The following is a 21458-nucleotide window of genomic DNA, read 5'->3' on the forward strand; positions in this document are numbered from 1 at the left end:
TGTAATTTGTGGCTTGTATGATACGATTGTTTTTTACATTTTTTATAGGAGTGGTTCCTTTGTTTGGTCAGGACACTATTGTGCCAGTTCTCCTTAAAACTGAAGCTGTAAAAGCCGAAGTGATTGGCGGCTACGACAAGTTTGACAACTTTTATTACACCACAATAAACAACAACTTTATTAAACGCAGTAATGGTAAAGAAACAACGTTTAGTAATGTGCAATTGGGCACTATTGAAAGTGTTAATATTTTTAATCCCTTAAAAATCAATATTTTTTATAAAGACTTGAATAGTTTTATCATCTTAGATAATCGGATGGCCGATGTGTTTATCATCGATTTTAACCAATTACAACCTTTTAGAAACATCACCCATCTGTCTACCGGACCGGACAACACAGTATGGATTTTTAATACAGACAGCCAGCAACTGGAATTGTACGATTACAAGCAAAATCGCTCGAGATTTAGATCGGTACCAATTAACGGCAAGGTTCTGGATTTAAAAAGCAACTTCAACTTTTGTTGGTTACTCACTCAAAATTATCTTTATCAGTATAATTATTTGGGTAGCATGATATCTAAAATCCCAAACAACGGCTACGAAAAAATAGCACTTTCAAAAGAGAAACTCATAGTTTTAAAACAAGGGCAATTATACAGAGTGACGAAAGATTTAGAGGTCATGCAACCCATTAAATCACCAAATTTGTTAATAAAACAGTTTTTTGCAACCACAGAAACCTTGTATATTTACGATGGTGAAATTTTACACCACTACCAACTAAAATTAGACTAACATTATGCATATTGCCGTAGCAGGAAACATTGGCGCCGGAAAGACAACGCTTACAAAATTTTTAGCCAAACATTACAAATGGGAAGCCCAACTTGAAGATGTAGTAGACAACCCATATCTCGATGATTTTTACAACCAAATGGAACGTTGGAGCTTTAACCTTCAGGTTTACTTTTTGAACAGCCGTTTTCGTCAGGTATTACAAATTAGAGAAAGTGGTAAAGACATTATTCAAGACCGTACCATCTATGAAGATGCCCATATTTTTGCACCAAACTTACATGCCATGGGTTTAATGACCAATAGAGATTTTGAAAATTATCGCTCGCTTTTTGATTTAATGGAATCTTTGGTAAAAGGCCCGGATTTATTAATTTATTTAAGAAGCTCCATTCCAAATTTAGTGTCTCAAATTCACAAACGCGGTCGCGATTACGAAAACTCCATCAGTATTGATTATTTAAGTCGACTTAACGAACGTTACGAAGCATGGATTCACGATTACAACAAAGGCAATTTACTGATTATAGATGTGGATCGTATAGATTTTGTTGCCAACCCTGAAGATTTAGGTTTGGTCATTAATAAAATTGATGCTGAAATTAATGGGTTGTTTTAGACCATAACAATTCCACTAATTTTTATCCATAGACACCTATAAAACTCAATAAACTTCAACCGTAAAACCTATCGCTGAATTGATGGGTTTTATTCTTCAGGTATTTGATGGTGCACTTTTTGTCGGAATAGTTAAATCTCCTATAAACGTTAATCTTTCTTTAAAAAACACCCAACTCGATTGTTGGTGTTGGCTTCCATAGTAATGATTTATTACTTTAGTAGCTTTAATGATCAAATCACCAACTTCACATCGCATGAAAAAAACTATTTTTGTTTCCTTTTTAGGGCTATTAATGTTGATGGCCCATTCGCAAGACAAACCCAACAACACACCAACACCAAACTACCGTGCAGCAGCAAAATTTTCGCCAACTAATCTTGCCAAACTGGTTCATTCTACTTCAGTGAATCCACATTGGTTAAAAAATGGTAATCGTTTTTGGTACCAGTACAAAACCACCGAAGGTTCTAAATATTACCTGGTAGACGCCGATAAACGAACCAAAACCGAATTATTCGACAACGAAAAAATGGCCCGATGGCTTACTGAAATCACCAAAGATCCCTACGACGCCCAACACCTGCCACGTTTCGATTTTAAATTTGTAAAAAACGAAACCGCTATTCAATTTAGAGTTACCTCAACAGAAAAAGTTGAAGTTACAGAAGATGAAGACGAAAAAACTACGGTTGAAACCGATTCTACCAAAACCAAAAAGAAACCCAAAAAACCCAAAATGGAAAACAAAGTATACCATTTTGAATACCAATTGGGCAGTAACTCGCTCACACTTCTAGACAACAAAAAGAAAGACAAAGAAGACTGGAAAAAATGGGCCAACATAGCTCCCGACAGTTCTATTGTTCTGTTTTCAAAACATCACAATTTATATTGGATGGATAAAGAAAACTTCCTGAAGGCCGTAAAAAATGAAAAAGACACCACCATTGTTGAAAATCAATGGACCACAGATGGTGAGGAACACTATTCCTACGGTGGTAGCAGTGGTCGCGGCGAAACCAATGAGAGTAAAATTAAAGAAAAAGATGACCGAAAAAGTATTTATGGCTTGTGGTCGCACGACTCGAAAAAGTTCGTCTTTCAAAAATCTGATTCTAGACACATTAAAGATTTATGGGTAATCAATACCACTTCAGACAAACGTCCAACTCTAGAAACTTACAAATACCATATGCCGGGCGAAGATGAATTTTATAAGTATGAAATGATTGTATTTGATATCCCAACAAAAGGGATGACCAAAGTTGCCCTTGACACCACCAAACAGCAGAGTATACAGGTGTATCGCGAGCCTATTAAAAACTCCGATCGCGACGACGATTTTAAACCGGCATTATTACTATCTAAAAAAGGCGATATCTATTTCAATACCATTAGTCGAGATCGCAAAAAATTAGATATATGTGTTGCCGATATGAATACCGGTGAAGTTAAAACGCTTATAGAAGAACGCTTTAATACTTATATTGAAACACGCCCCTTAGTATTATTCAACAACGAAACCGAGATGCTGCACTGGGCCGAGCGCGATGGTTGGGCACATTATTATTTGTACGACACAAAAGGCAATCTGAAAAATCAAATTACCAAAGGTTCCTTTCATGTTGAAAGCGCCATTGGTGTAGATGAAAAAACCAGAACACTCTATTTTACCGCGCACGGTATCCCGAAAGATCAAGACCCCTATTACGAGCAGTTGTATAAAATTAATTTGAATGGCAGTGGTCTGAAATCGCTTAATCCCGGTGATTTCAGCACCAATACCAGTATGGCAGACTCCAATATGTTTTTTGTGAGCAATTACTCTAGAGTAAATACCGTTCCGAAATCTGAATTGAGAAATAGCTCAGGTAATGTGGTCATGCAGCTGGAAGAAGCCGATTTATCGCAATTGATGGCAGCGGGATATCAATTTCCGGAACCTTTTAAAATGAAAGCCGATGATGGTATCACCGATATTTATGGTGTGATGTATAAACCTTTTGACTTTGATGAAACACTAAAATATCCTTTATTACAATATGTATATCCGGGTCCGCAAACCGAGGCAGTTAACAAATCCTTTTCTTTAGGAATGGACAGGTTAGACAGAATGGCGCAGGTTGGATTTATAGTAGTGACATTAGGTAACCGAGGCGGTCATCCCGACCGTTCTAAGTGGTATCACAATTACGGTTACGGCAATTTGCGCGATTACGGTCTTGCCGATAAGCGTCACGTAGCCGAGCAATTGGCCGACGCCTATAATTTTATCGATATTGAAAAGGTTGGAATTTACGGGCATTCGGGTGGCGGATTTATGTCTACCGCTGCTATGCTGGTTTATCCCGACTTTTTTAAAGCTGCCGTGTCGTCTGCCGGAAATCACGACAATACCATCTACAACAGCTGGTGGAGTGAAACACACCATGGTGTTCAAGAGGAAATAGACGACAATGGTAATGTAAAATACAAGTATATGATTGACACCAACCAATCGCTGGCCAAAAATCTTAAAGGTAAATTAATGCTCATCACAGGCGATGTAGATAACAATGTTCATCCCGGCGGCACCATTCGCATGGCTGAAGCCTTGATAAAAGCCAATAAAAGATTTGATTTTATGCTCATGCCCGGGCAGCGTCATGGCTTTGGCAACATGACCGAATATTCCTTCTGGTTAAGAGCCGATCATTTTAGTAAACACCTGCTGGGCCATGAAATTGAAGAAGTCGACATCACCGAAATGAATAGAGACACACCCAAAACAAAAGGATAATATTTATTGATAAGACACAAAAAAACCCGCAAAAGCGGGTTTTTTTATTACTTTAAATTTAAAGTTATATTTTCTCAATAATCACTTCGTTGATGATTACCTGTCTGTTTTCATCAATTTTCAGGGTAGATTCAAAAACCTTAATAGCCTCGTTTACCTCAGCTTCAGTACCTTCAAATTCTTTAATCTCATCGCTTACAATACCGTCTTCAATAACGGAATAATTAACCGTGGCTTTTGCAAAGTCATTTTCAACTACCATTTCAACTTCAACATTATTGCCAGCCACACTATTTATTTCAGAATGATGACCTAATATAGGCGCAATAACCAAACCTACTAAACAAGTTAATTTGATTAAAATATTCATTGAAGGGCCTGATGTATCTTTAAATGGATCACCAACCGTATCACCTGTTACGGCAGCTTTGTGCGCCTCACTTCCTTTGTATTCCATTTTTCCGTTGATTTCAACGCCTGCTTCAAATGATTTTTTGGCATTATCCCAGGCACCACCGGCATTATTTTGAAAAATAGCCCACATTACACCACTAACACAAACACCGGCCATATAACCACCAAGTGGTTCAGCACCAAATAAAAATCCGATAATAATAGGCGTAATAATAGTGATTAATCCGGGTAAAAGCATTTCTCTTAAGGCGGCTTGTGTAGAAATATCCACACATTTGGCGTATTCAGGTTTTCCGGTACCTTCTAAAATTCCGGGGATTTCTCTAAACTGTCTTCTCACCTCCTGTACCATCTCCATAGCAGCTTTACCTACCGATTGCATGGCCAAAGCTGAAAATACCACCGGTATCATTCCACCAACAAATAGCATGGCTAATACATCGGCTTTAAAAATGTTTATACCGTCAATTCCTGTAAAAGTTACATAAGCCGCGAATAAGGCCAGAGCCGTTAAAGCCGCAGATGCAATAGCAAAACCTTTACCAACTGCAGCTGTGGTATTACCAACAGAATCTAATATATCGGTGCGTTCTCTAACTTCAGGATCTAGTTCGCTCATTTCGGCAACACCACCTGCATTATCGGCAATAGGTCCAAAAGCATCAATGGCCAATTGCATAGCCGTTGTGGCCATCATAGCAGAGGCTGCCAGTGCCACGCCGTAAAAACCGGCTAAGGTATACGAACCAAAAATAGCAGCAGCAAACAAAATAACCGATGCGAAGGTAGATTTCATACCAACGGCCAAACCGGCAATGATGTTAGTTGCAGCACCGGTTGAACTATTTTTTACAATATTTAAAACCGGCTTTTTACCCAAACTGGTGTAATAAGCAGTAACCATTGAGATTAACGCACCAACCGCCAAGCCAATGGTAGCGGCATAAAATACATGTCTGGATGGAATAGATTTAACCCCTTCACCAAAAAAGGTCATGTCCATTTGCATTGGTAACATCCATTTAATTAAAAACCAGCTGGCAACCCATGTTAAACCGATAGCTGCCCAGTTACCTGTATCTAAAGCTTTTTGAACTTGCGGTTCTCTAGCATCATTACTTGTTATATTCACCAAAAACGTTCCTAAAATGGAGGCCAATACGCCAACACCGGCAATCACCAATGGTAATAAAATCGGACCCATATTATTAAAGGCGTCTGTAAATTGTGTGGTAGCAGACATATCTTTAATAAGGTAATTACCCAACACCATCGCTGCTAAAACCGTGGCCACATAACTACCAAATAAATCGGCACCCATACCGGCAACATCACCTACGTTATCACCAACATTATCGGCAATGGTAGCTGGGTTTCTAGGATCATCCTCAGGAATACCAGCTTCAACTTTACCCACCAAATCCGCACCAACATCGGCTGCTTTGGTATAGATACCGCCACCAACACGCGCAAATAGAGCGATTGATTCAGCACCAAGAGAAAATCCTGCTAAGGCTTCCAATACCATGGTCATATTATCATAGAAACTACCGTCCTGACTCATGAACTGACCTAAAAAAAACAAAAACAACAAACTTAAACCTAATACGGCCAAACCTGCAACGCCAAGACCCATCACAGTGCCACCACCAAACGATACCTTCAAGGCTTGTGGCAGACTTGTTTTGGCAGCTTCTGCTGTTCTAGTATTTGCGTCTGTAGCAATTCTCATACCTATATTACCGGCCAAAGCTGAAAAGAATGCACCAATAACGAATGCAGGAACAATCATCCAACTGGTTGCAGGAACCATATAAGAAATTCCAAATAATGCGACTGATGCAACAATAACAAACACAACCAAAATTCTATATTCAGCATCCAAAAATGCCAATGCACCTTCTTTAATAGCTTTTGAGATTTGTTGCATTTTTTCGCTGCCGGGATTTTGTTTCCTAACCCAGGTCATTTTGATGTACATAAAAACTAGTCCAAGGATTGCCAAGGCTATTGGCAGAAAAATTATATTAGATTCCATATAAAATTGATTTGTTAATTGCTCGGCAAAAGTAGTAAAATGAATGATAATAGAAAAACCCTTTTCTGCCGTAGCAAAAAGGGTTTTATTTTGTTGTTTTACAGTTGTTTAAATTGAAAAAGCCGATGTTTTCTTCAAACCGTTATCAACGTAGCGCTTAACACAAGCATGTAAAATTTCCACAGCTTCGTTCACATCTCCCCAGCCACCAACGTCAACTTTCTTCTTTTCCAAGTCTTTGTAAACCTGAAAAAAGTGCTCGATTTCTTTCATTAGATGCGGATTCATTTCAGATAAATCGTTTAGATTATTCCAAATGGGGTCGGACATCGGTACACAGATGATCTTTTCATCAGGACCTTTTTCGTCGGTCATATGAAAAACGCCTATTGGCTTCACTTCCATTACACACATCGGGAAAGTAGGTTCTGATCCAAGAACTAACACATCTAAAGGATCGCCGTCTAATGCTAAGGTTTCAGGGATAAAACCGTAATCGGCCGGATACATCATAGATGAGAATAACATCCTGTCGAATCTAATTTTCTTCAATTTAAAATCGTATTCATACTTATTACGGCTGCCTTTTGGTATTTCAATTAAAACATCAAAGGTTGGAGTGTCGTTTGTCATTTTATTATTATTTAGAGTGCAAAGATACTGAATTAATTAGGTTAAAAATAGAATCCGAAGCTACCTGTAACACCAAATCTTCTGGCACCGGGTGCATCGAGATAATTACCTCTGAAATTGAAGTCTAACCGCAGAATTTTAAAAATATTGGCTACCCCAAAACTGTATTCGTAGTAAACCTGATTGTTTGGCGCAATTAAAGGAAACTCAACCGGATTTCCGGTGGTACTGATGGCTCTGTTGGCATCGGAAAGATCACCCCAGACGCCGCGCAAGCCTACAATGGCGCGTAAATTATATTTTTTTAGAAACGGTATTCGAGAAAACAACCTGCCGTTAAAATTGTGTTCTAAATGCACTGATGTGTAGGTGTCGGTTACAAATTCGTAAAAGTCTAACTGTGGAAATGTGTTGTAAATTGAAAAGTAGGTTTGGTTACCCGGTACCACACTAAGCAAGCCCAAAGGTACATCGCCAAAGGTTTTACCGGCTTCTAAAGAGGTTACCAATCTTCCAAATCCGCCAACCTGTATGGGCTGCACGTAAGACATTTGCAATTTGGTATAGTTGAAATCGCTATCCAAAAAACCTGAATTTCCCAAACTTATCTGGGTTAAAATTCTGGCAAAATAGTCGTTAGCCGTTTTTCTTTCAACACCAAAACCTGTCATTTTTCTACCGGGAAAGTAATTAACGGAAAATCTGCTCTCAAACTGATTAATTTCAGATGACACACCGGTTGGCGACGTATCGTCTACATAATCTAAACTAAAAGTTGGTGATGCAGATCTGAGGGTTCTATAAGTGGCTTGCATAGAGAACACCAAATTTTTTACCGGCTCAATTTCAAGACCTAAGGTAGATAAATTAATATTGGTAAGCTTATCGTTAGCACCTGTACCTATCACCGCCGACGATGCCAGGCTGCGACCCAATACATCGGTTGAACTGGTTAAACTGGCCCCTATTTGTTCAACATCCCGCCTGTTTCCACCAAAAACAATGAGTCGGTTGTATTTATTTAAAAGGAATTTTGCCGAAATACCATACTTAAATTTGTTGTCTCTAAAACCGTAAGCCGTAAAACCTTCCAAACGCCACAAATCATTGGGACCAAAATAGGTTCTACCGCCGGTTCTCAGCCTAAGACCTTCGACTTCGTTATAACCAAACGTTGAAAAAATAGGGCCATAATCGAGCTTTAACGAAGGTATTTCAACATAACCCGAAGCCATAATACTACCAATGTTATAAAGCGTTCTAAACTTTTTAACGGTGGTTAAGGTATCGAGCATTTTATAAATCCCGGCTTCGTCTTTGTTGAGGGCTTCTAATCTGTTTTGTTCCCAGAAATCATCGTCGCGGTTGTAAACTTCTTCATCAAAATTAAAAACCTTAACATCGTAAAACTTGGGTTCTTTTGGCTCATCAAATTTATAATTCGTAAATAAAGTAGTGCGTTTTCCATACACACCCTTAGAGGACTCTTTCTTATTTAAGGTGAAATCTGATAGGAAATAATCTCTTGTAAGTAAGAATAAGGAATCGTTAACAACTTCAAATTCCTGTTCTATATAAATTTCTTTAACCCAGTTAATGTTAGCGCTTTTTGAAGCCTGAAGTTTTATTTCCTTAATGGCGTAGGTGGTGTCATTCACCCAAAAATCGCCTTTAAAGGTAAGTTCGTTTTTGCGACGCGGATAATAAATGATATTATAGCACCATTTATTATCGATGAAAGCACTGTCTGATAACACATAATTGTAATTATCGATACCTGTTTTGGATAACGGACTTACAAAACTCTTATCAAAGAACTTCAAGTAATTATCGTAAATATCATAGTCTGAATACAAGTCATCAACAAAGTCGATAATCACCTGATTGTTACTAAACCCCGAGTTTTTATTGCCTACAAGCTCTTCGCGTTCTTTTTTAAGATTGTTATCGCCGTAAATGCGCTTAAAAGATTCATTTAAAAAAATGGGTAAATATGTTTTTCCGGTAATATTAGAAGTATCGACCTCTTCAAAAACAAACTCCATACCTTTAAACAGTTTGCTTTTCATCAAAGCACTGTCTATGGTATTGAGGTCGAACTCAATTTTTTCGTATTTGTCGTATTCGTATTGTTTGAATTGTTTGAGACCGTTTTGACGTTTACGCTCCCAGATTTTCCTTAAAATATCAATAGCCGGATTGTTCTTTTTTGATTGTTTACCGGTAACGATAAACACCTCGCCCAAGGCACTGGCTTCTTCTTCTAAAATTACTATTAAATCAAAAACTACTTTTGAATTTAGAGGAATAAATTTAGTCTTATATCCTAAAAACGAAATGACTAAAGTATCATGTGAATTGCGCGATTCCAGATAAAATCGACCATTCTCATCAGTAATGGTTCCCTCGGTAGAATTTTTAAAAAGCACATTGGCGTAGGCAACAGACTGATTTTTTACATCAAACACATTACCACTCACTTTAGTTTGAGCAATAACAGCAAGTTGTAGAAACAATAATAAACCAAGTAGATAATACTTCATAAAAACCTGACTTCACATTGGTCGTAAACATGAAGCATAAATAACGAAAATAAAGTTGCTTTATTTGTAAAGCACTTTTTTTACAGCCTTAATAACATCTTTGCTGTTAGGTAGCCATTCTTCCAGCAACACAGGAGAATAAGGTGCCGGAGTATCTGCAGTATTAATTTTAATAATTGGCGCATCGAGGTAATCAAAAATTTGAGATTGCACCTGATAGGTTATTTCGGTAGCAACGTTTCCAAATGGCCAAGCCTCTTCAAGAATTACCAAACGGTTGGTTTTCTTTACCGAAGTCAGGATAGCATCGTGATCCATTGGTCTTACCGTTCTCAAATCTATGATTTCGCATGAAATACCTTCTTTTTCCAATTCTTCGGCAGCGATGTAGGCTTCTTTAATAATCTTTCCGAAAGATACAATAGTAACATCGGTACCTTCACGTTTGATTTCGGCAACGCCAATTGGTATGGTATATTCACCTTCGGGCACTTCGCCTTTATCACCATACATTTGCTCGCTTTCCATAAAAATTACCGGATCATCATCTCTAATGGCCGATTTTAAAAGCCCTTTTGCATCGTAAGGATTTGAAGGCACAATTACTTTTAAACCGGGAGTGTTGGCAAACCAGCTTTCAAAAGCCTGCGAGTGCGTAGCTGCCAGCTGTCCGGCTGAAGCCGTGGGACCTCTAAAAACTATGGGGCATTTAAACTGACCGCCAGACATTTGTCTGATTTTGGCAGCGTTATTTATAATTTGATCAATCCCCACCAACGAGAAATTAAAAGTCATGTATTCTACAATAGGTCTGTTGCCTGTCATGGTAGAACCAATGGCTATACCGGCAAAACCAAGTTCGGCAATTGGGGTATCGATAACGCGTTTAGGTCCAAATTCATCTAACATTCCTTTAGAAGCCTTGTAAGCACCGTTATATTCTGCAACTTCTTCACCCATCAAATAAATGCTTTCATCTCTTCGCATTTCTTCGCTCATGGCTTCACAAATGGCTTCTCTAAATTGGATCGTTCTCATTTAACATGTTTTAAAATGAAACGCAAAAGTAAAAAATCTGAATCATAATTCCTCACAAAATGTGACTCAGAATTTTTCAAAAACTACCTTAATTGCAAATTTCCTTTAGTTCGCAATATATGCTCAACTTTACAGAGGCGGTTTTATAAAAAATTTATTATGCATGCATAGGAAATTTAAAATTTAATCCTTAATTTTGACAGCTCAAATTCATTCCAATAAACTATTTCTATTATTATGAAAATACTAGTATGTATAAGTCACGTACCCGATACCACCTCAAAAATTAATTTTACAGAAGGCGATACCAAATTCGACACCAATGGTGTTCAATTTGTAATTAACCCTAACGATGAGTTTGGCTTAACACGTGCCATGTGGTTTAAAGAAAAGCAAGGTGCTACCGTAGATGTAGTAAACGTTGGCGGGCCCGAAACAGAACCAACATTGAGAAAAGCTCTGGCTATTGGCGCTGATAGTGCTATTAGAGTTAACATGCCCGCAACCGATGGATTTGCCGTAGCACAACAATTGGCCAGCGTTGCTAAGGATGGTGCCTACGATTTAATTATTGCCGGTCGCGAATCTATAGATTACAACGGCGGTATGGTACCGGGTATGATGGCCGCGATGCTAGGTAAAGCTTTTGTAACCAATTGTGTTGGACTTGAAATTGAAGGCAATACCGCAACTGCTGTAAGAGAAATTGACGGTGGTAAGGAAACCGTCACTGCTACATTACCTCTGGTAATTGGCGGACAAAAAGGATTGGTTGAAGAAAGCGATTTAAAAATACCAAACATGCGCGGTATCATGATGGCCAGACAAAAACCTCTAAAAGTAGTAGAACCTGTTGATGTGAACAATGCTTCGGCTACCAATAAATTTGAAAAACCGGCTCCTCGAGGCGCTGTTAAATTGATTGATGCCGACAACATAGATGAGCTTATTAACTTATTACACAATGAGGCCAAAGTGCTGTAAACAATTTATATTTTAAAATTAAAACAAAAAAACTATGTCAGTTTTAGTATATACCGAATCAGAAAAAGGAAAATTTAAAAAAGCGGCTTTTGAAGTGGCATCTTATGCCAAGGCTGTGGCCGACTTACTTAATACCACTGTTACCGCCATATCTGTAAATGCAGAAGGTGCAGACCAGCTGGGAACTTACGGGGTTACGAAGGTGCTTAAGGTATCTAACAGCAGTATAGAGAACTTTAATGTAGATACCTACGCCAGCATTGTTGCACAAGCGGCTCAGCACGAAACTGCTCAAATAGTGATAGTGAGTTCGTCGGCCGATAGCAGATACCTGGCACCTGTTTTAGCCGTTAAATTAAATGCAGGATATGCCTCTAATGTTGTGGCTGTACCTACTTCAACCGCACCACTAACGGTAAAAAGAACCGCTTTTACCAACAAAGCATTTGCGCATACCGAGTTAACTACCAACAACAAAATTATAGGTTTGTCTAACAACTCATTTGGTTTGGTTGAAAATCCTATTGCAGCGCAGGTTGAAGAATTCAACGTTGATTTACCTGTTTCTAACATCACGGTGAAAAGCGTAGATAAGGCTGCCAATAAAGTTACCATTGCCGATGCAGAAGTAGTAGTGTCGGGCGGTAGAGGATTAAAAGGGCCTGAAAACTGGGGATTAATTGAAGACCTCGCCGAAGTTTTAGGAGCAGCAACCGCTTGCTCTAAACCGGTATCAGATTTGGGTTGGAGACCTCACAGTGAACACGTAGGGCAAACGGGTAAACCCGTAGCTACCAACTTGTATATTGCCATTGGAATTTCAGGAGCCATTCAGCATTTGGCAGGTATTAACGCCTCAAAAGTAAAGGTGGTGATCAATACCGATCCTGAAGCACCATTTTTTAAAGCTGCAGACTACGGGATTGTTGGCGATGCTTTCGAAGTGGTACCAAAACTCACACAAAAATTAAAGGAATTTAAAGCTCAAAACGCATAATTTTCTTAAATTGTAGGTCCAAACGTCAAGGATTTGTCTTTAACATTTATCCAAATGTGAGTGAGTCGCTTAGGCTTATGTTGAATAATTGACGTTTGGGCATTTGGTAATTTCCAAATTTAAGCTGTTATTTGCGTTTTAATTTATGAGCTTAGTTAAACTAAATATTAAAGGTATTTCTTACAGCCAAACACAAAATGGTGCCTATGCACTCATTTTAAGTGAAGTTGATGGCGATAGAAAATTACCTATAGTTATTGGGGCTTTTGAAGCCCAATCTATTGCCATAGCTCTTGAAAAAGAAATCAGACCACCGCGTCCCTTAACACACGATTTATTTAAAAATTTTGCCGACAGGTTTGATATTGTTGTAAAACAAGTCATTATCCATAAGTTGGTTGACGGCGTCTTTTATTCCAGTATGATTTGCGAGCGTGATAAAATTGAAGAAATTATCGATGCGCGCACCAGTGATGCAATTGCATTGGCTTTAAGATTTCAGGCACCAATTTTTACCTATAAAAACATATTGGATAAAGCGGGTATTTACCTTAAAGTGAATCCGAAATCAGATACCGAAAATGAGGATAAAATATTGGTAGACGAATTAATTGCCGAAGAAGTAGATGCGGCCATTCATGAAAATTACAAAAATAAATCTCTCGAAGAGCTTCATCAATTACTTAGCGAGGCCGTTCAAAACGAAGATTACGAATTAGCAGCTAAAATAAGAGACGAAATTTCTAAACGTTAATTACTGCATGAAAAAACAATTGGTTTTATTCCTTGTACTTGTTCTTGCTACCATAAATTTTCAAGCACAAGAAATAGAAAAAACCTGGCAATTTAGTAGCATTGAAAATTTAGACAATCTTCCACTTTACACCATTTCAAAACAAGACACCTTAAGTTTAAAAAGCGGCGAATTTATCTATTCGCTACAAGCTAAAGACAACTTAATGGCTAAAGGAGATTACCTTCATCAGAATAATTTGTTGGTGTTCTACTATAATCAGCCTAACGATACGATAAGACGGTATAAAATCACCACACTAACCGATTCAACCCTTGTTTTTGAAGATCGCGGCATTCAATACAAATTTACAGACCAGGCTTATTTACAAAACAAAGCCCTTGCTGCCAAGCTCGAGGCTGAAAATAGCATTGTTAAAAGTGAAGGGTTTTCATTAAACAGCTTGTTAAGAGGTGCTTTAGGAATGTTTATTTTAATTTTCATAGCCTTTCTTTTAAGCAGCAACCGAAAAGCTATTAAATGGAAAACCGTTGGACTAGGCCTATTAGCCCAACTGGTGCTCGCCATTGGCGTATTAAAAGTACCCTTTGTACAAAGCATCTTTGAGTTTATAGGTCAGGGATTTGTTGCCATATTAGATTTTACAGTAGCCGGTAGTACCTTTTTATTGGGAGATTTAATGAACGTTGACAGCTACGGATTTATATTTTTATTCCAGGTGTTACCAACCATTATCTTCTTTTCGGCACTTACATCGGTGTTGTTTTATTTGGGAATTATTCAAAAAATAGTAAAAGGTTTGGCATTGGCACTTACCAAACTCCTTGGAATTTCGGGTGCTGAAAGTTTAAGTGTAGCCGGCAATATTTTCTTAGGCCAAACCGAAGCGCCGCTGATGATTAAGGCCTATCTGGAAAAAATGACCAAATCTGAAATTTTACTGGTAATGATTGGCGGTATGGCCACCGTAGCCGGTGGGGTTTTAGCCGCTTATATAGGGTTTTTAGGCGGCGAAGATGAGGCATTAAAGTTATTTTATGCCAAGCACTTATTAACGGCTTCGGTCATGGCCGCACCGGGTGCCATTGTGATTTCTAAAATATTGTATCCGCAACAGGCAAAAATCAATACCGAAGTTGAAATTACCCAGGATAAAATTGGCTCAAACATTCTGGATGCCATCGCCAACGGTACCACCGAAGGTCTAAAATTAGCTGCCAACGTGGGTGCCATGTTACTCGTTTTTCTTGCATTTATTGCCATGATCAATGGTATTTTAGGATTTGTAGCCGGATTTAACGGGTTTACCATTGAGGCACTTAACATCAGCTGGCATTTTACGTCTTTAAATGAAGTGATTGCCAACAACACCCAATACGACGGCTTGTCGCTTGAATTCATTCTCGGTTATATGTTTGCACCATTAATGTGGCTCATTGGGGTAGCCAAAGAAGACATTGCGCTCATGGGGCAACTTCTGGGCATTAAATTAGCAGCCAGTGAATTTGTAGGCTATATACAATTAGCCGAACTTAAAAACGTGGCCAGCCTTACCCATTTAAAATTTGAAAAATCCATTATCATGGCCACCTATATGTTGTGCGGATTTGCCAATTTTGCCTCGATTGGTATACAAATTGGCGGTATTGGCTCACTCGCACCCGGACAAAGAAAAACGCTTTCTGAATTTGGAATGCGCGCCTTGATTGGAGGCACCATTGCATCGCTATTATCGGCTACCATTGCCGGAATGATCATAGGTTAAATTCCTGCGAACGCAGGAATCTCGTCGTTAGAAATATCAATTTGAATTTTTTTGTCATCATCTCACTAATTGTTTGCTCATTACGTTCTGTGCACATCTGTGCCATCTGTGAGAAAATTACCTCCATAGCCACATCACATTTCAGCATTGATAGTTAATAACTTTTAATAGAATTATAAGCCTAATAGGTTTGATATTTTTTGCTTTTTGATATTTTTGATGACAACTGAAATTTTACAATAACTAAAAAGAGATTCCCGCTTTCGCGGGAAATGTTATGAAACAATACCACGATCTCGTTAAATACGTGTTAGAGCACGGACACGAAAAATCAGACAGAACCGGCACCGGTACCAAAAGCGTTTTTGGCTACCAAATGCGATTTGATTTAAGCGAAGGTTTCCCTATGGTTACCACCAAAAAACTGCATTTAAAATCCATTATTTATGAGTTGTTATGGTTTTTAAACGGCGATACTAATATTAAATATTTACAAGACAACGGTGTAAGAATCTGGAATGAATGGGCAGACGACAACGGCAATCTTGGACCGGTGTACGGACATCAATGGCGCAACTGGAACAGCGACGACATTGATCAGATAAAAGAAGTCATCCATACCCTTAAGCACAATCCAGACAGCCGACGTATGTTGGTATCTGCATGGAACCCTTCGGTGTTGCCCGACAATTCCAAAAGTTTTGCCGAAAATGTAGCCAATGACAAAGCGGCCTTACCTCCTTGTCATGCCTTTTTTCAATTTTATGTAGCCAACGGTAAATTATCTTGTCAGTTATACCAACGCAGTGCAGATATTTTTCTGGGTGTTCCTTTTAATATTGCATCATACGCCTTACTTACCATGATGGTGGCGCAGGTTTGCGGTTATCAACCGGGCGATTTTGTGCATACCTTTGGCGATGCTCATATTTACAGCAATCACTATGAGCAACTAGAACTTCAGTTATCCAGAGACATCAGACCATTACCAAAAATGATATTAAACGCAGAGGTGAAAGATATTTTCAGTTTTAAGTTTGAAGATTTTACTTTGGTAGATTATAATCCGCATCCACATATAAAAGGAACCGTTGCGGTTTAATATGATGAGATAACAAAAAAAGCGCTACCATTGGGTAGCGCTTTTTCAGTAAAACAAAATAACTAATTACAAATTTAGTACACCATTTTCGGCTGCTGCAAATTCATTCCATTGAAAAGCATCAGCTTGCTCGTCGTTAACGTAAGTACCGTCAACAACATATCTAAATTCATAAGAGTTGTCTTTTTCTAAATCAACGGTTCCTTTAAAAGTGCCGTTTTTTAATTTAGTAAGTTGTGTAGCTTCAGTATTCCACTCGTTAAAGCTTCCTACCACCGATACATTTTGAGCCTCTTCTGCTTCAATAGCAAAAGTTACTTTGCACACGGGCTTGCTTTTTAAATACTGTTTTCTAATTGCCATGATTTAAGTGTTTAATGTTGGGTCAAAATTATAAAAGAAAAATATAGCTTGGTAATTCTTAACACAATGATGATGAAGATTTACGAATATGTCAATTTTTTAATAGTATTTGCGCGAATAGCGTACTTTTACAAGTGCATTTCTGGATATTTTTCAATAAAAAAATATTATGTTAATACCTGATTTTCAACTATATCGTTTTCGAAAATTGTAAATCTCAAAAAGCAAAAACTCATTACATCGTTTTCGTAATTATTAAGTAACTTTACTTACTTATTTTTTATCATGTTCGGAAGAAAAAAACAACCACAAATTAGTAAAGAAGATTTGGCTTTATACGAAAATGCCAAACGCAGAATTCGTCAGAAAAAAAGACTTCAGGCTCATGCCGTAGTATTTGTTATAGGAGCCATTTTTTTGGTGGTGGCATCGCAACTCCTAAAAATTGGTGAAAACCTTACCTTTTTTGGTTATAATTGGGTTATTTACGCTATTTTAATTTGGGTTGCCATGTTGTTATATCATCTCGTTTCGGTTTTTATCACCAATCGTTTTATGGGAAAAGAATGGGAAGACGAACAAACAGCCATTTTAATAGCCAAGCAAAAAGCGCGTATTGAAGCCCTTGCTAAAAAAGTAGAAGCCGATCAACCATTACAACTCAAAGCAACTCTTAAAGCGCAAACGGTGACTATTATTGCTGCAGCCGATGAAAACAACGCCATTGGAAAAGACAACCAACTTATTTGGCATTTAAGTGAAGATTTAAAGCGTTTTAAAACGCTTACCAATGGGCATCATATTATTATGGGCAGAAAAACCTTTGAAAGTTTTCCAAAGCCACTACCTAACAGAACTCACATTGTAATAAGCAGACAAAGAGACTACAAAGTACCAAAAGGCGTTATTGTAGTAAATAATTTGCTCGATGCACTTGATGCTGCAAAAAGTGATGACCGACCCTATATTATTGGTGGTGGTGAAATTTATAAACAGGCCATGGAATTTGCCGATGTTATCGAACTTACCAAAGTACACCATCGCTTTGAAAATGCAGACACCTATTTTCCTGAAATAGATACCGCCGTATGGCAAATTGTCAATAATCAGAAATTTGAAATTGATGAACGCCACGATTACCCCTATTCTTTTATAACTTATAAAAGAAAGTAAACATGGTTAAAGAGCTTCAACTGCGTGTAGCCTTGCATGAAGAAGCTACACAAGCTGATATTTTAAGCCAGAAAGCTGCTGAAAATTTAGGCATATCTCCCGAACAAATTTCGGGTATTAAAGTGCTTAGAAAATCTATAGATGCCAGAAAATCAACCATCTATTTAAATTACAAGTTGGCCGTTTATATCAACGAACCTGTACCTGAGTCCTCAGACTATGAGTTTGATTACAAAGACGTTTCCAATGCCAAACCCATTCATATCATTGGGTTTGGACCTGCCGGTATGTACGCTGCCTTGCGCTGTATAGAACTGGGTTTTAAACCTGTAGTTTTAGAGCGAGGTAAAAATGTTCGAGACCGTCGTCGCGATATTCGCGCTATCAATCAAGACCATATTGTCAATAACGATTCAAACTATTGCTTTGGCGAAGGTGGCGCCGGTACTTACAGCGATGGCAAACTTTACACACGCAGCTTAAAACGTGGTGATGTACGACGAATTTTTGAAAATTTGGTCTATCATGGTGCTACCGACCAGATATTGGTAGATGCACATCCACATATTGGCACCAACAAATTACCAAAGGTGGTGCAGAATATTCGTGAAACCATCCTAAAATATGGTGGCGACATTCATTTTGAAACACGAGTAACCGACTTCACTCTTAAAAACAATCAGATAGTTAGCGTACACCTTCATAATGGTGATGAGATTCCTGTACAGCGCGTGATTTTGGCAACAGGACACTCGGCGCGCGATATTTTTTATTTACTTCAAAAGAAGGCTATTGCCTTGCAAGCAAAATCTTTCGCCATGGGTGTTCGCGTAGAACATCCGCAGCATATTATAGACAGCATTCAGTACCATTGCTCCGGCAAACGAGACGACTTGCTACCGGCAGCAGCTTACAGTTTGGTTCAGCAGGTAAATGATCGCGGTGTGTATTCGTTTTGCATGTGTCCTGGTGGTTTTATAGTTCCGGCAGCCACGGCTCATGGCGAGGTTGTAGTTAACGGGATGTCGCCTTCCAAACGAAATAATTTGTATGCCAACTCCGGTATTGTGGTTGAAATTAATGCCGATAAAGATTTATACAAATACGAACATTTTGGTGCTTTGAAAGGTTTAGAATATCAAAAGGATCTGGAAAAGTTGGCTTTTACCTCGGGTGGACGAACCCAGACAGCTCCCGCGCAACGCCTTACCGATTTTGTTGAAGGCAAATTGTCGTCTACCTTAAACGACACATCCTACCAACCCGGTTTAAAATCGGCACCCTTACACTCGTTATTGCCAAAAATTATAGGAAGTCGTTTGCGCACAGGTTTTATGGCTTTTGGCCAAAAAATGCGTGGCTATTACACTGAGGAAGCTAATATTGTTGGTGTTGAATCTCGAACCTCGTCACCGGTTACTGTACCAAGAAACGAACATTTTGCCCATCCGCAAATCAACAATTTATTTCCTTGTGGCGAAGGTGGTGGTTATGCCGGCGGTATTGTTTCGGCAGCTATGGATGGTGAACGCTGCGCTGAGGCTGCGATTGCTGGCATGTAACAAGCCAAAGTCAATAAAATATTTGGGCGTTACCCATTTATGCACCTTTATTGTGCATAAATGCGTCGGGCTATTCGTTTCAATCTTTTGACTCGTACCTCATCAAAAGGATTTCCACTACTATCCCTAACGCAGTAGTCACTAACGGCTCAAAGATTAAAACCCATAGCCTAAACCAAGAATTTCAACTATATCAAGTTCTAATAAAATAATTCCTATTTTTGTCGCCATAACAGAAATTAATTATGAATGCATATATATTTCCCGGTCAAGGCGCACAATTTACGGGCATGGGATTAGACCTTTACAACCAATCAGCACTCGCCAAACAATTATTTGAGCAAGCCAACGATATTTTAGGTTTTCGCATTACCGACATTATGTTTGAAGGCACTGCCGAAGATTTAAAACAAACCAAGGTAACACAACCTGCTATATTTTTACATTCGGTTATTTTAGCCAAAACCTTAGGTGATCATTTTAAACCGGATATGGTTGCGGGTCATTCATTGGGTGAATTTTCAGCCCTAGTGGCCAATAAAACTTTAAGCTTTGAAGATGGTTTACAATTGGTTTTTAAGCGTGCTTTGGCTATGCAAAAAGCCTGCGAATTACAACCAAGTACCATGGCTGCTGTTTTAGGCTTAGAAGATGACATAGTTGAAAATATTTGTGCAGAAACCGCCGGTGTGGTAGTGGCAGCCAATTATAATTGTCCGGGCCAGTTAGTAATTTCAGGAGACATAGATGCCGTTAATAACGCATGCGAAGCCTTAAAAGCCGCCGGTGCCAGACGTGCCTTGGTGTTGCCCGTTGGTGGCGCATTCCATTCTCCTTTAATGGAGCCGGCAAGGGAAGAACTTGCTAACGCTATTGAAAACACGCAATTTAGCAAACCCATTTGTCCCATCTATCAAAATGTAACGGCAGCGGCCGTCAATAATGAAGCCGATATTAAACAAAATTTAATTTCCCAACTCACGGCACCGGTAAAATGGACGCAATCGGTTAACCAAATGATTGCCGATGGTGCTTCAGAATTTATAGAAGTTGGTCCCGGTAATGTTTTGCAAGGACTCGTTAAAAAAATTAACCGAGACGCCATTACCTCAGCCGCTCAACTTAACCCATAAATCTATCAAATGAAGTTATCGAGAAATGCTTTTATAATTGTACTCATCATTATCAATATTGCTTTAGACCAAATTTCAAAAGCCATAGCAAGAGTTTATATACAAAAAGGCGAAGTCATCGATGTGATTGGCGATGTATTTCAGCTATACCATGTAGAAAATAAAGGTGCTTTTTTAGGCATGGGTAGCGACATGAATGATACCATGAAGTTGATTTTTTTATTAATACTCCCGGTGCTGGTATTAGGTTACGTGATTTACTTTATCGTCAAAAATAAAGAACTTGACAAATTAAGCCTGATCGCCTTTTGCTGTATTGTTGGTGGCGGGATTGCCAACGTTTACGACCGAATTGTTTATGGAAAAGTAACCGACTTTCTGCACTTAGATTTTGGAGGCGTGTTTAGAACCGGCATCTTTAATGTAGCCGATATGTCTGTAACCACCGGAATGATTATTCTGCTTTATGCAAGTTTCTTTATAAAGCCCAAAAAGGAGGAAGTAAGCAACAACTAATTAACGCTGCAAATTGCAATCGACGCAATCTTTAACCTCGCCGTAGTAGGTTTCCCTGTATTTGTGAATTGTTTGAACCGGAATGTTCAATACCTTTCTTTTGATGTAAGTAACGCGGGTTTGTAGTTTACCCATTTTTGGTGTGTAACGGTCTTCAACTACCGTTTTACGTTTAACGCTTATTAGCTTCATAACACTCATTTTTTCCATTATCATTGAATACAAAGGTAAGGTTTATATGA

General features: G+C 38.6%; 18 protein-coding genes. 12 read left to right on the forward strand and 6 right to left on the reverse strand.

Annotated elements, in window-relative coordinates; all coding sequences use genetic code 11:
• The first annotated feature begins 17 nt into the window (after positions 1–17).
• From FJ651_RS02345 to FJ651_RS02355, 3 genes are all read left to right on the forward strand, one after another.
• Complete coding sequence (locus FJ651_RS02345) at positions 18–800, forward strand: hypothetical protein (protein ID WP_140988786.1); 783 nt, start codon at positions 18–20, stop codon at positions 798–800.
• A gap of 4 nt (positions 801–804) precedes the next feature.
• Positions 805–1419, forward strand: a complete 615-nt coding sequence (locus FJ651_RS02350; protein ID WP_140988787.1) for a deoxynucleoside kinase — start codon at positions 805–807, stop codon at positions 1417–1419.
• A 256-nt stretch (positions 1420–1675) separates the two neighbouring features.
• On the forward strand, positions 1676–4201 hold the full coding sequence (locus tag FJ651_RS02355) for a S9 family peptidase (protein WP_140988788.1): 2526 nt from the start codon (positions 1676–1678) through the stop codon (positions 4199–4201).
• A 64-nt stretch (positions 4202–4265) separates the two neighbouring features.
• Here the strand turns inward: FJ651_RS02355 and FJ651_RS02360 are convergent, their stop codons facing one another.
• The 4 genes from FJ651_RS02360 to FJ651_RS02375 all read right to left on the reverse strand — a co-directional run bounded on the left by FJ651_RS02360 (position 4266) and on the right by FJ651_RS02375 (position 10867).
• Positions 4266–6653: a sodium-translocating pyrophosphatase gene (locus FJ651_RS02360; RefSeq protein WP_140988789.1), complete on the reverse strand. Its 2388-nt coding sequence runs from the start codon at positions 6651–6653 to the stop codon at positions 4266–4268.
• A gap of 108 nt (positions 6654–6761) precedes the next feature.
• Positions 6762–7286 (reverse strand): inorganic diphosphatase, encoded by a 525-nt coding sequence (locus FJ651_RS02365; protein WP_140988790.1) that lies wholly within the window; start codon positions 7284–7286, stop codon positions 6762–6764.
• Positions 7287–7327: 41 nt separating this feature from the next.
• Entirely contained in the window at positions 7328–9829 is a 2502-nt protein-coding gene (locus tag FJ651_RS02370; RefSeq protein ID WP_140988791.1) for a DUF5686 and carboxypeptidase-like regulatory domain-containing protein, read from the reverse strand.
• Positions 9830–9889: 60 nt separating this feature from the next.
• Positions 9890–10867, reverse strand: coding sequence for a pyruvate dehydrogenase complex E1 component subunit beta (locus tag FJ651_RS02375; protein WP_140988792.1), 978 nt, complete (start codon positions 10865–10867; stop codon positions 9890–9892).
• Positions 10868–11104: 237 nt separating this feature from the next.
• On the opposite strand from FJ651_RS02375, the gene FJ651_RS02380 reads away from it, so the two are divergent.
• The 5 genes from FJ651_RS02380 to FJ651_RS02400 all read left to right on the forward strand — a co-directional run bounded on the left by FJ651_RS02380 (position 11105) and on the right by FJ651_RS02400 (position 16469).
• The gene (locus tag FJ651_RS02380; RefSeq protein WP_140988793.1) at positions 11105–11851 is read left to right on the forward strand and encodes an electron transfer flavoprotein subunit beta/FixA family protein; all 747 of its coding nucleotides are present in this window, start codon (positions 11105–11107) and stop codon (positions 11849–11851) included.
• Between the two features lie 34 nt (positions 11852–11885).
• Entirely contained in the window at positions 11886–12848 is a 963-nt protein-coding gene (locus FJ651_RS02385) for an electron transfer flavoprotein subunit alpha/FixB family protein (RefSeq protein ID WP_140988794.1), read from the forward strand.
• Positions 12849–12993: 145 nt separating this feature from the next.
• Positions 12994–13602, forward strand: a complete 609-nt coding sequence (locus FJ651_RS02390; protein WP_140988795.1) for a bifunctional nuclease family protein — start codon at positions 12994–12996, stop codon at positions 13600–13602.
• Between the two features lie 7 nt (positions 13603–13609).
• Positions 13610–15367: a nucleoside transporter C-terminal domain-containing protein gene (locus FJ651_RS02395; protein WP_140988796.1), complete on the forward strand. Its 1758-nt coding sequence runs from the start codon at positions 13610–13612 to the stop codon at positions 15365–15367.
• A 277-nt stretch (positions 15368–15644) separates the two neighbouring features.
• Positions 15645–16469, forward strand: coding sequence for a thymidylate synthase (locus FJ651_RS02400; protein ID WP_140988797.1), 825 nt, complete (start codon positions 15645–15647; stop codon positions 16467–16469).
• 66 nt (positions 16470–16535) lie between these two features.
• On the opposite strand, the gene FJ651_RS02405 is transcribed toward FJ651_RS02400, so the two are convergent.
• Positions 16536–16832: an isoamylase early set domain-containing protein gene (locus tag FJ651_RS02405; RefSeq protein WP_140988798.1), complete on the reverse strand. Its 297-nt coding sequence runs from the start codon at positions 16830–16832 to the stop codon at positions 16536–16538.
• Positions 16833–17117: 285 nt separating this feature from the next.
• On the opposite strand from FJ651_RS02405, the gene FJ651_RS02410 reads away from it, so the two are divergent.
• The 4 genes from FJ651_RS02410 to lspA all read left to right on the forward strand — a co-directional run bounded on the left by FJ651_RS02410 (position 17118) and on the right by lspA (position 21216).
• The gene (locus tag FJ651_RS02410; protein WP_140988799.1) at positions 17118–18005 is read left to right on the forward strand and encodes a dihydrofolate reductase; all 888 of its coding nucleotides are present in this window, start codon (positions 17118–17120) and stop codon (positions 18003–18005) included.
• Positions 18006–18007: 2 nt separating this feature from the next.
• Positions 18008–19567 (forward strand): NAD(P)/FAD-dependent oxidoreductase, encoded by a 1560-nt coding sequence (locus FJ651_RS02415; protein WP_140988800.1) that lies wholly within the window; start codon positions 18008–18010, stop codon positions 19565–19567.
• A gap of 245 nt (positions 19568–19812) precedes the next feature.
• Entirely contained in the window at positions 19813–20700 is an 888-nt protein-coding gene (gene fabD / locus FJ651_RS02420) for an ACP S-malonyltransferase (protein WP_140988801.1), read from the forward strand.
• A gap of 9 nt (positions 20701–20709) precedes the next feature.
• Positions 20710–21216 (forward strand): signal peptidase II, encoded by a 507-nt coding sequence (lspA, locus tag FJ651_RS02425; RefSeq protein ID WP_140988802.1) that lies wholly within the window; start codon positions 20710–20712, stop codon positions 21214–21216.
• On the opposite strand, the gene FJ651_RS02430 is transcribed toward lspA, so the two are convergent.
• Positions 21217–21408: a hypothetical protein gene (locus FJ651_RS02430; protein WP_140988803.1), complete on the reverse strand. Its 192-nt coding sequence runs from the start codon at positions 21406–21408 to the stop codon at positions 21217–21219.
• Positions 21409–21458 lie beyond the last annotated feature (50 nt).

This window comes from Paucihalobacter ruber (genome assembly GCF_006494535.1).
GTDB lineage: Bacteria > Bacteroidota > Bacteroidia > Flavobacteriales > Flavobacteriaceae > Paucihalobacter > Paucihalobacter ruber.

Excerpts from the sequence above, each read along its gene's own strand:
- FJ651_RS02345 (WP_140988786.1), top strand. The coding sequence starts at position 18 with ATGATACGATTGTTTTTTACATTTTTTATAGGAGTGGTTCCTTTGTTT.
- FJ651_RS02350 (WP_140988787.1), top strand. The coding sequence starts at position 805 with ATGCATATTGCCGTAGCAGGAAACATTGGCGCCGGAAAGACAACGCTT.
- FJ651_RS02355 (WP_140988788.1), top strand. The coding sequence starts at position 1,676 with ATGAAAAAAACTATTTTTGTTTCCTTTTTAGGGCTATTAATGTTGATG.
- FJ651_RS02360 (WP_140988789.1), bottom strand. The coding sequence starts at position 6,653 with ATGGAATCTAATATAATTTTTCTGCCAATAGCCTTGGCAATCCTTGGA.
- FJ651_RS02365 (WP_140988790.1), bottom strand. The coding sequence starts at position 7,286 with ATGACAAACGACACTCCAACCTTTGATGTTTTAATTGAAATACCAAAA.
- FJ651_RS02370 (WP_140988791.1), bottom strand. The coding sequence starts at position 9,829 with ATGAAGTATTATCTACTTGGTTTATTATTGTTTCTACAACTTGCTGTT.
- FJ651_RS02375 (WP_140988792.1), bottom strand. The coding sequence starts at position 10,867 with ATGAGAACGATCCAATTTAGAGAAGCCATTTGTGAAGCCATGAGCGAA.
- FJ651_RS02380 (WP_140988793.1), top strand. The coding sequence starts at position 11,105 with ATGAAAATACTAGTATGTATAAGTCACGTACCCGATACCACCTCAAAA.
- FJ651_RS02385 (WP_140988794.1), top strand. The coding sequence starts at position 11,886 with ATGTCAGTTTTAGTATATACCGAATCAGAAAAAGGAAAATTTAAAAAA.
- FJ651_RS02390 (WP_140988795.1), top strand. The coding sequence starts at position 12,994 with ATGAGCTTAGTTAAACTAAATATTAAAGGTATTTCTTACAGCCAAACA.
- FJ651_RS02395 (WP_140988796.1), top strand. The coding sequence starts at position 13,610 with ATGAAAAAACAATTGGTTTTATTCCTTGTACTTGTTCTTGCTACCATA.
- FJ651_RS02400 (WP_140988797.1), top strand. The coding sequence starts at position 15,645 with ATGAAACAATACCACGATCTCGTTAAATACGTGTTAGAGCACGGACAC.
- FJ651_RS02405 (WP_140988798.1), bottom strand. The coding sequence starts at position 16,832 with ATGGCAATTAGAAAACAGTATTTAAAAAGCAAGCCCGTGTGCAAAGTA.
- FJ651_RS02410 (WP_140988799.1), top strand. The coding sequence starts at position 17,118 with ATGTTCGGAAGAAAAAAACAACCACAAATTAGTAAAGAAGATTTGGCT.
- FJ651_RS02415 (WP_140988800.1), top strand. The coding sequence starts at position 18,008 with ATGGTTAAAGAGCTTCAACTGCGTGTAGCCTTGCATGAAGAAGCTACA.
- fabD (WP_140988801.1), top strand. The coding sequence starts at position 19,813 with ATGAATGCATATATATTTCCCGGTCAAGGCGCACAATTTACGGGCATG.
- lspA (WP_140988802.1), top strand. The coding sequence starts at position 20,710 with ATGAAGTTATCGAGAAATGCTTTTATAATTGTACTCATCATTATCAAT.
- FJ651_RS02430 (WP_140988803.1), bottom strand. The coding sequence starts at position 21,408 with ATGAAGCTAATAAGCGTTAAACGTAAAACGGTAGTTGAAGACCGTTAC.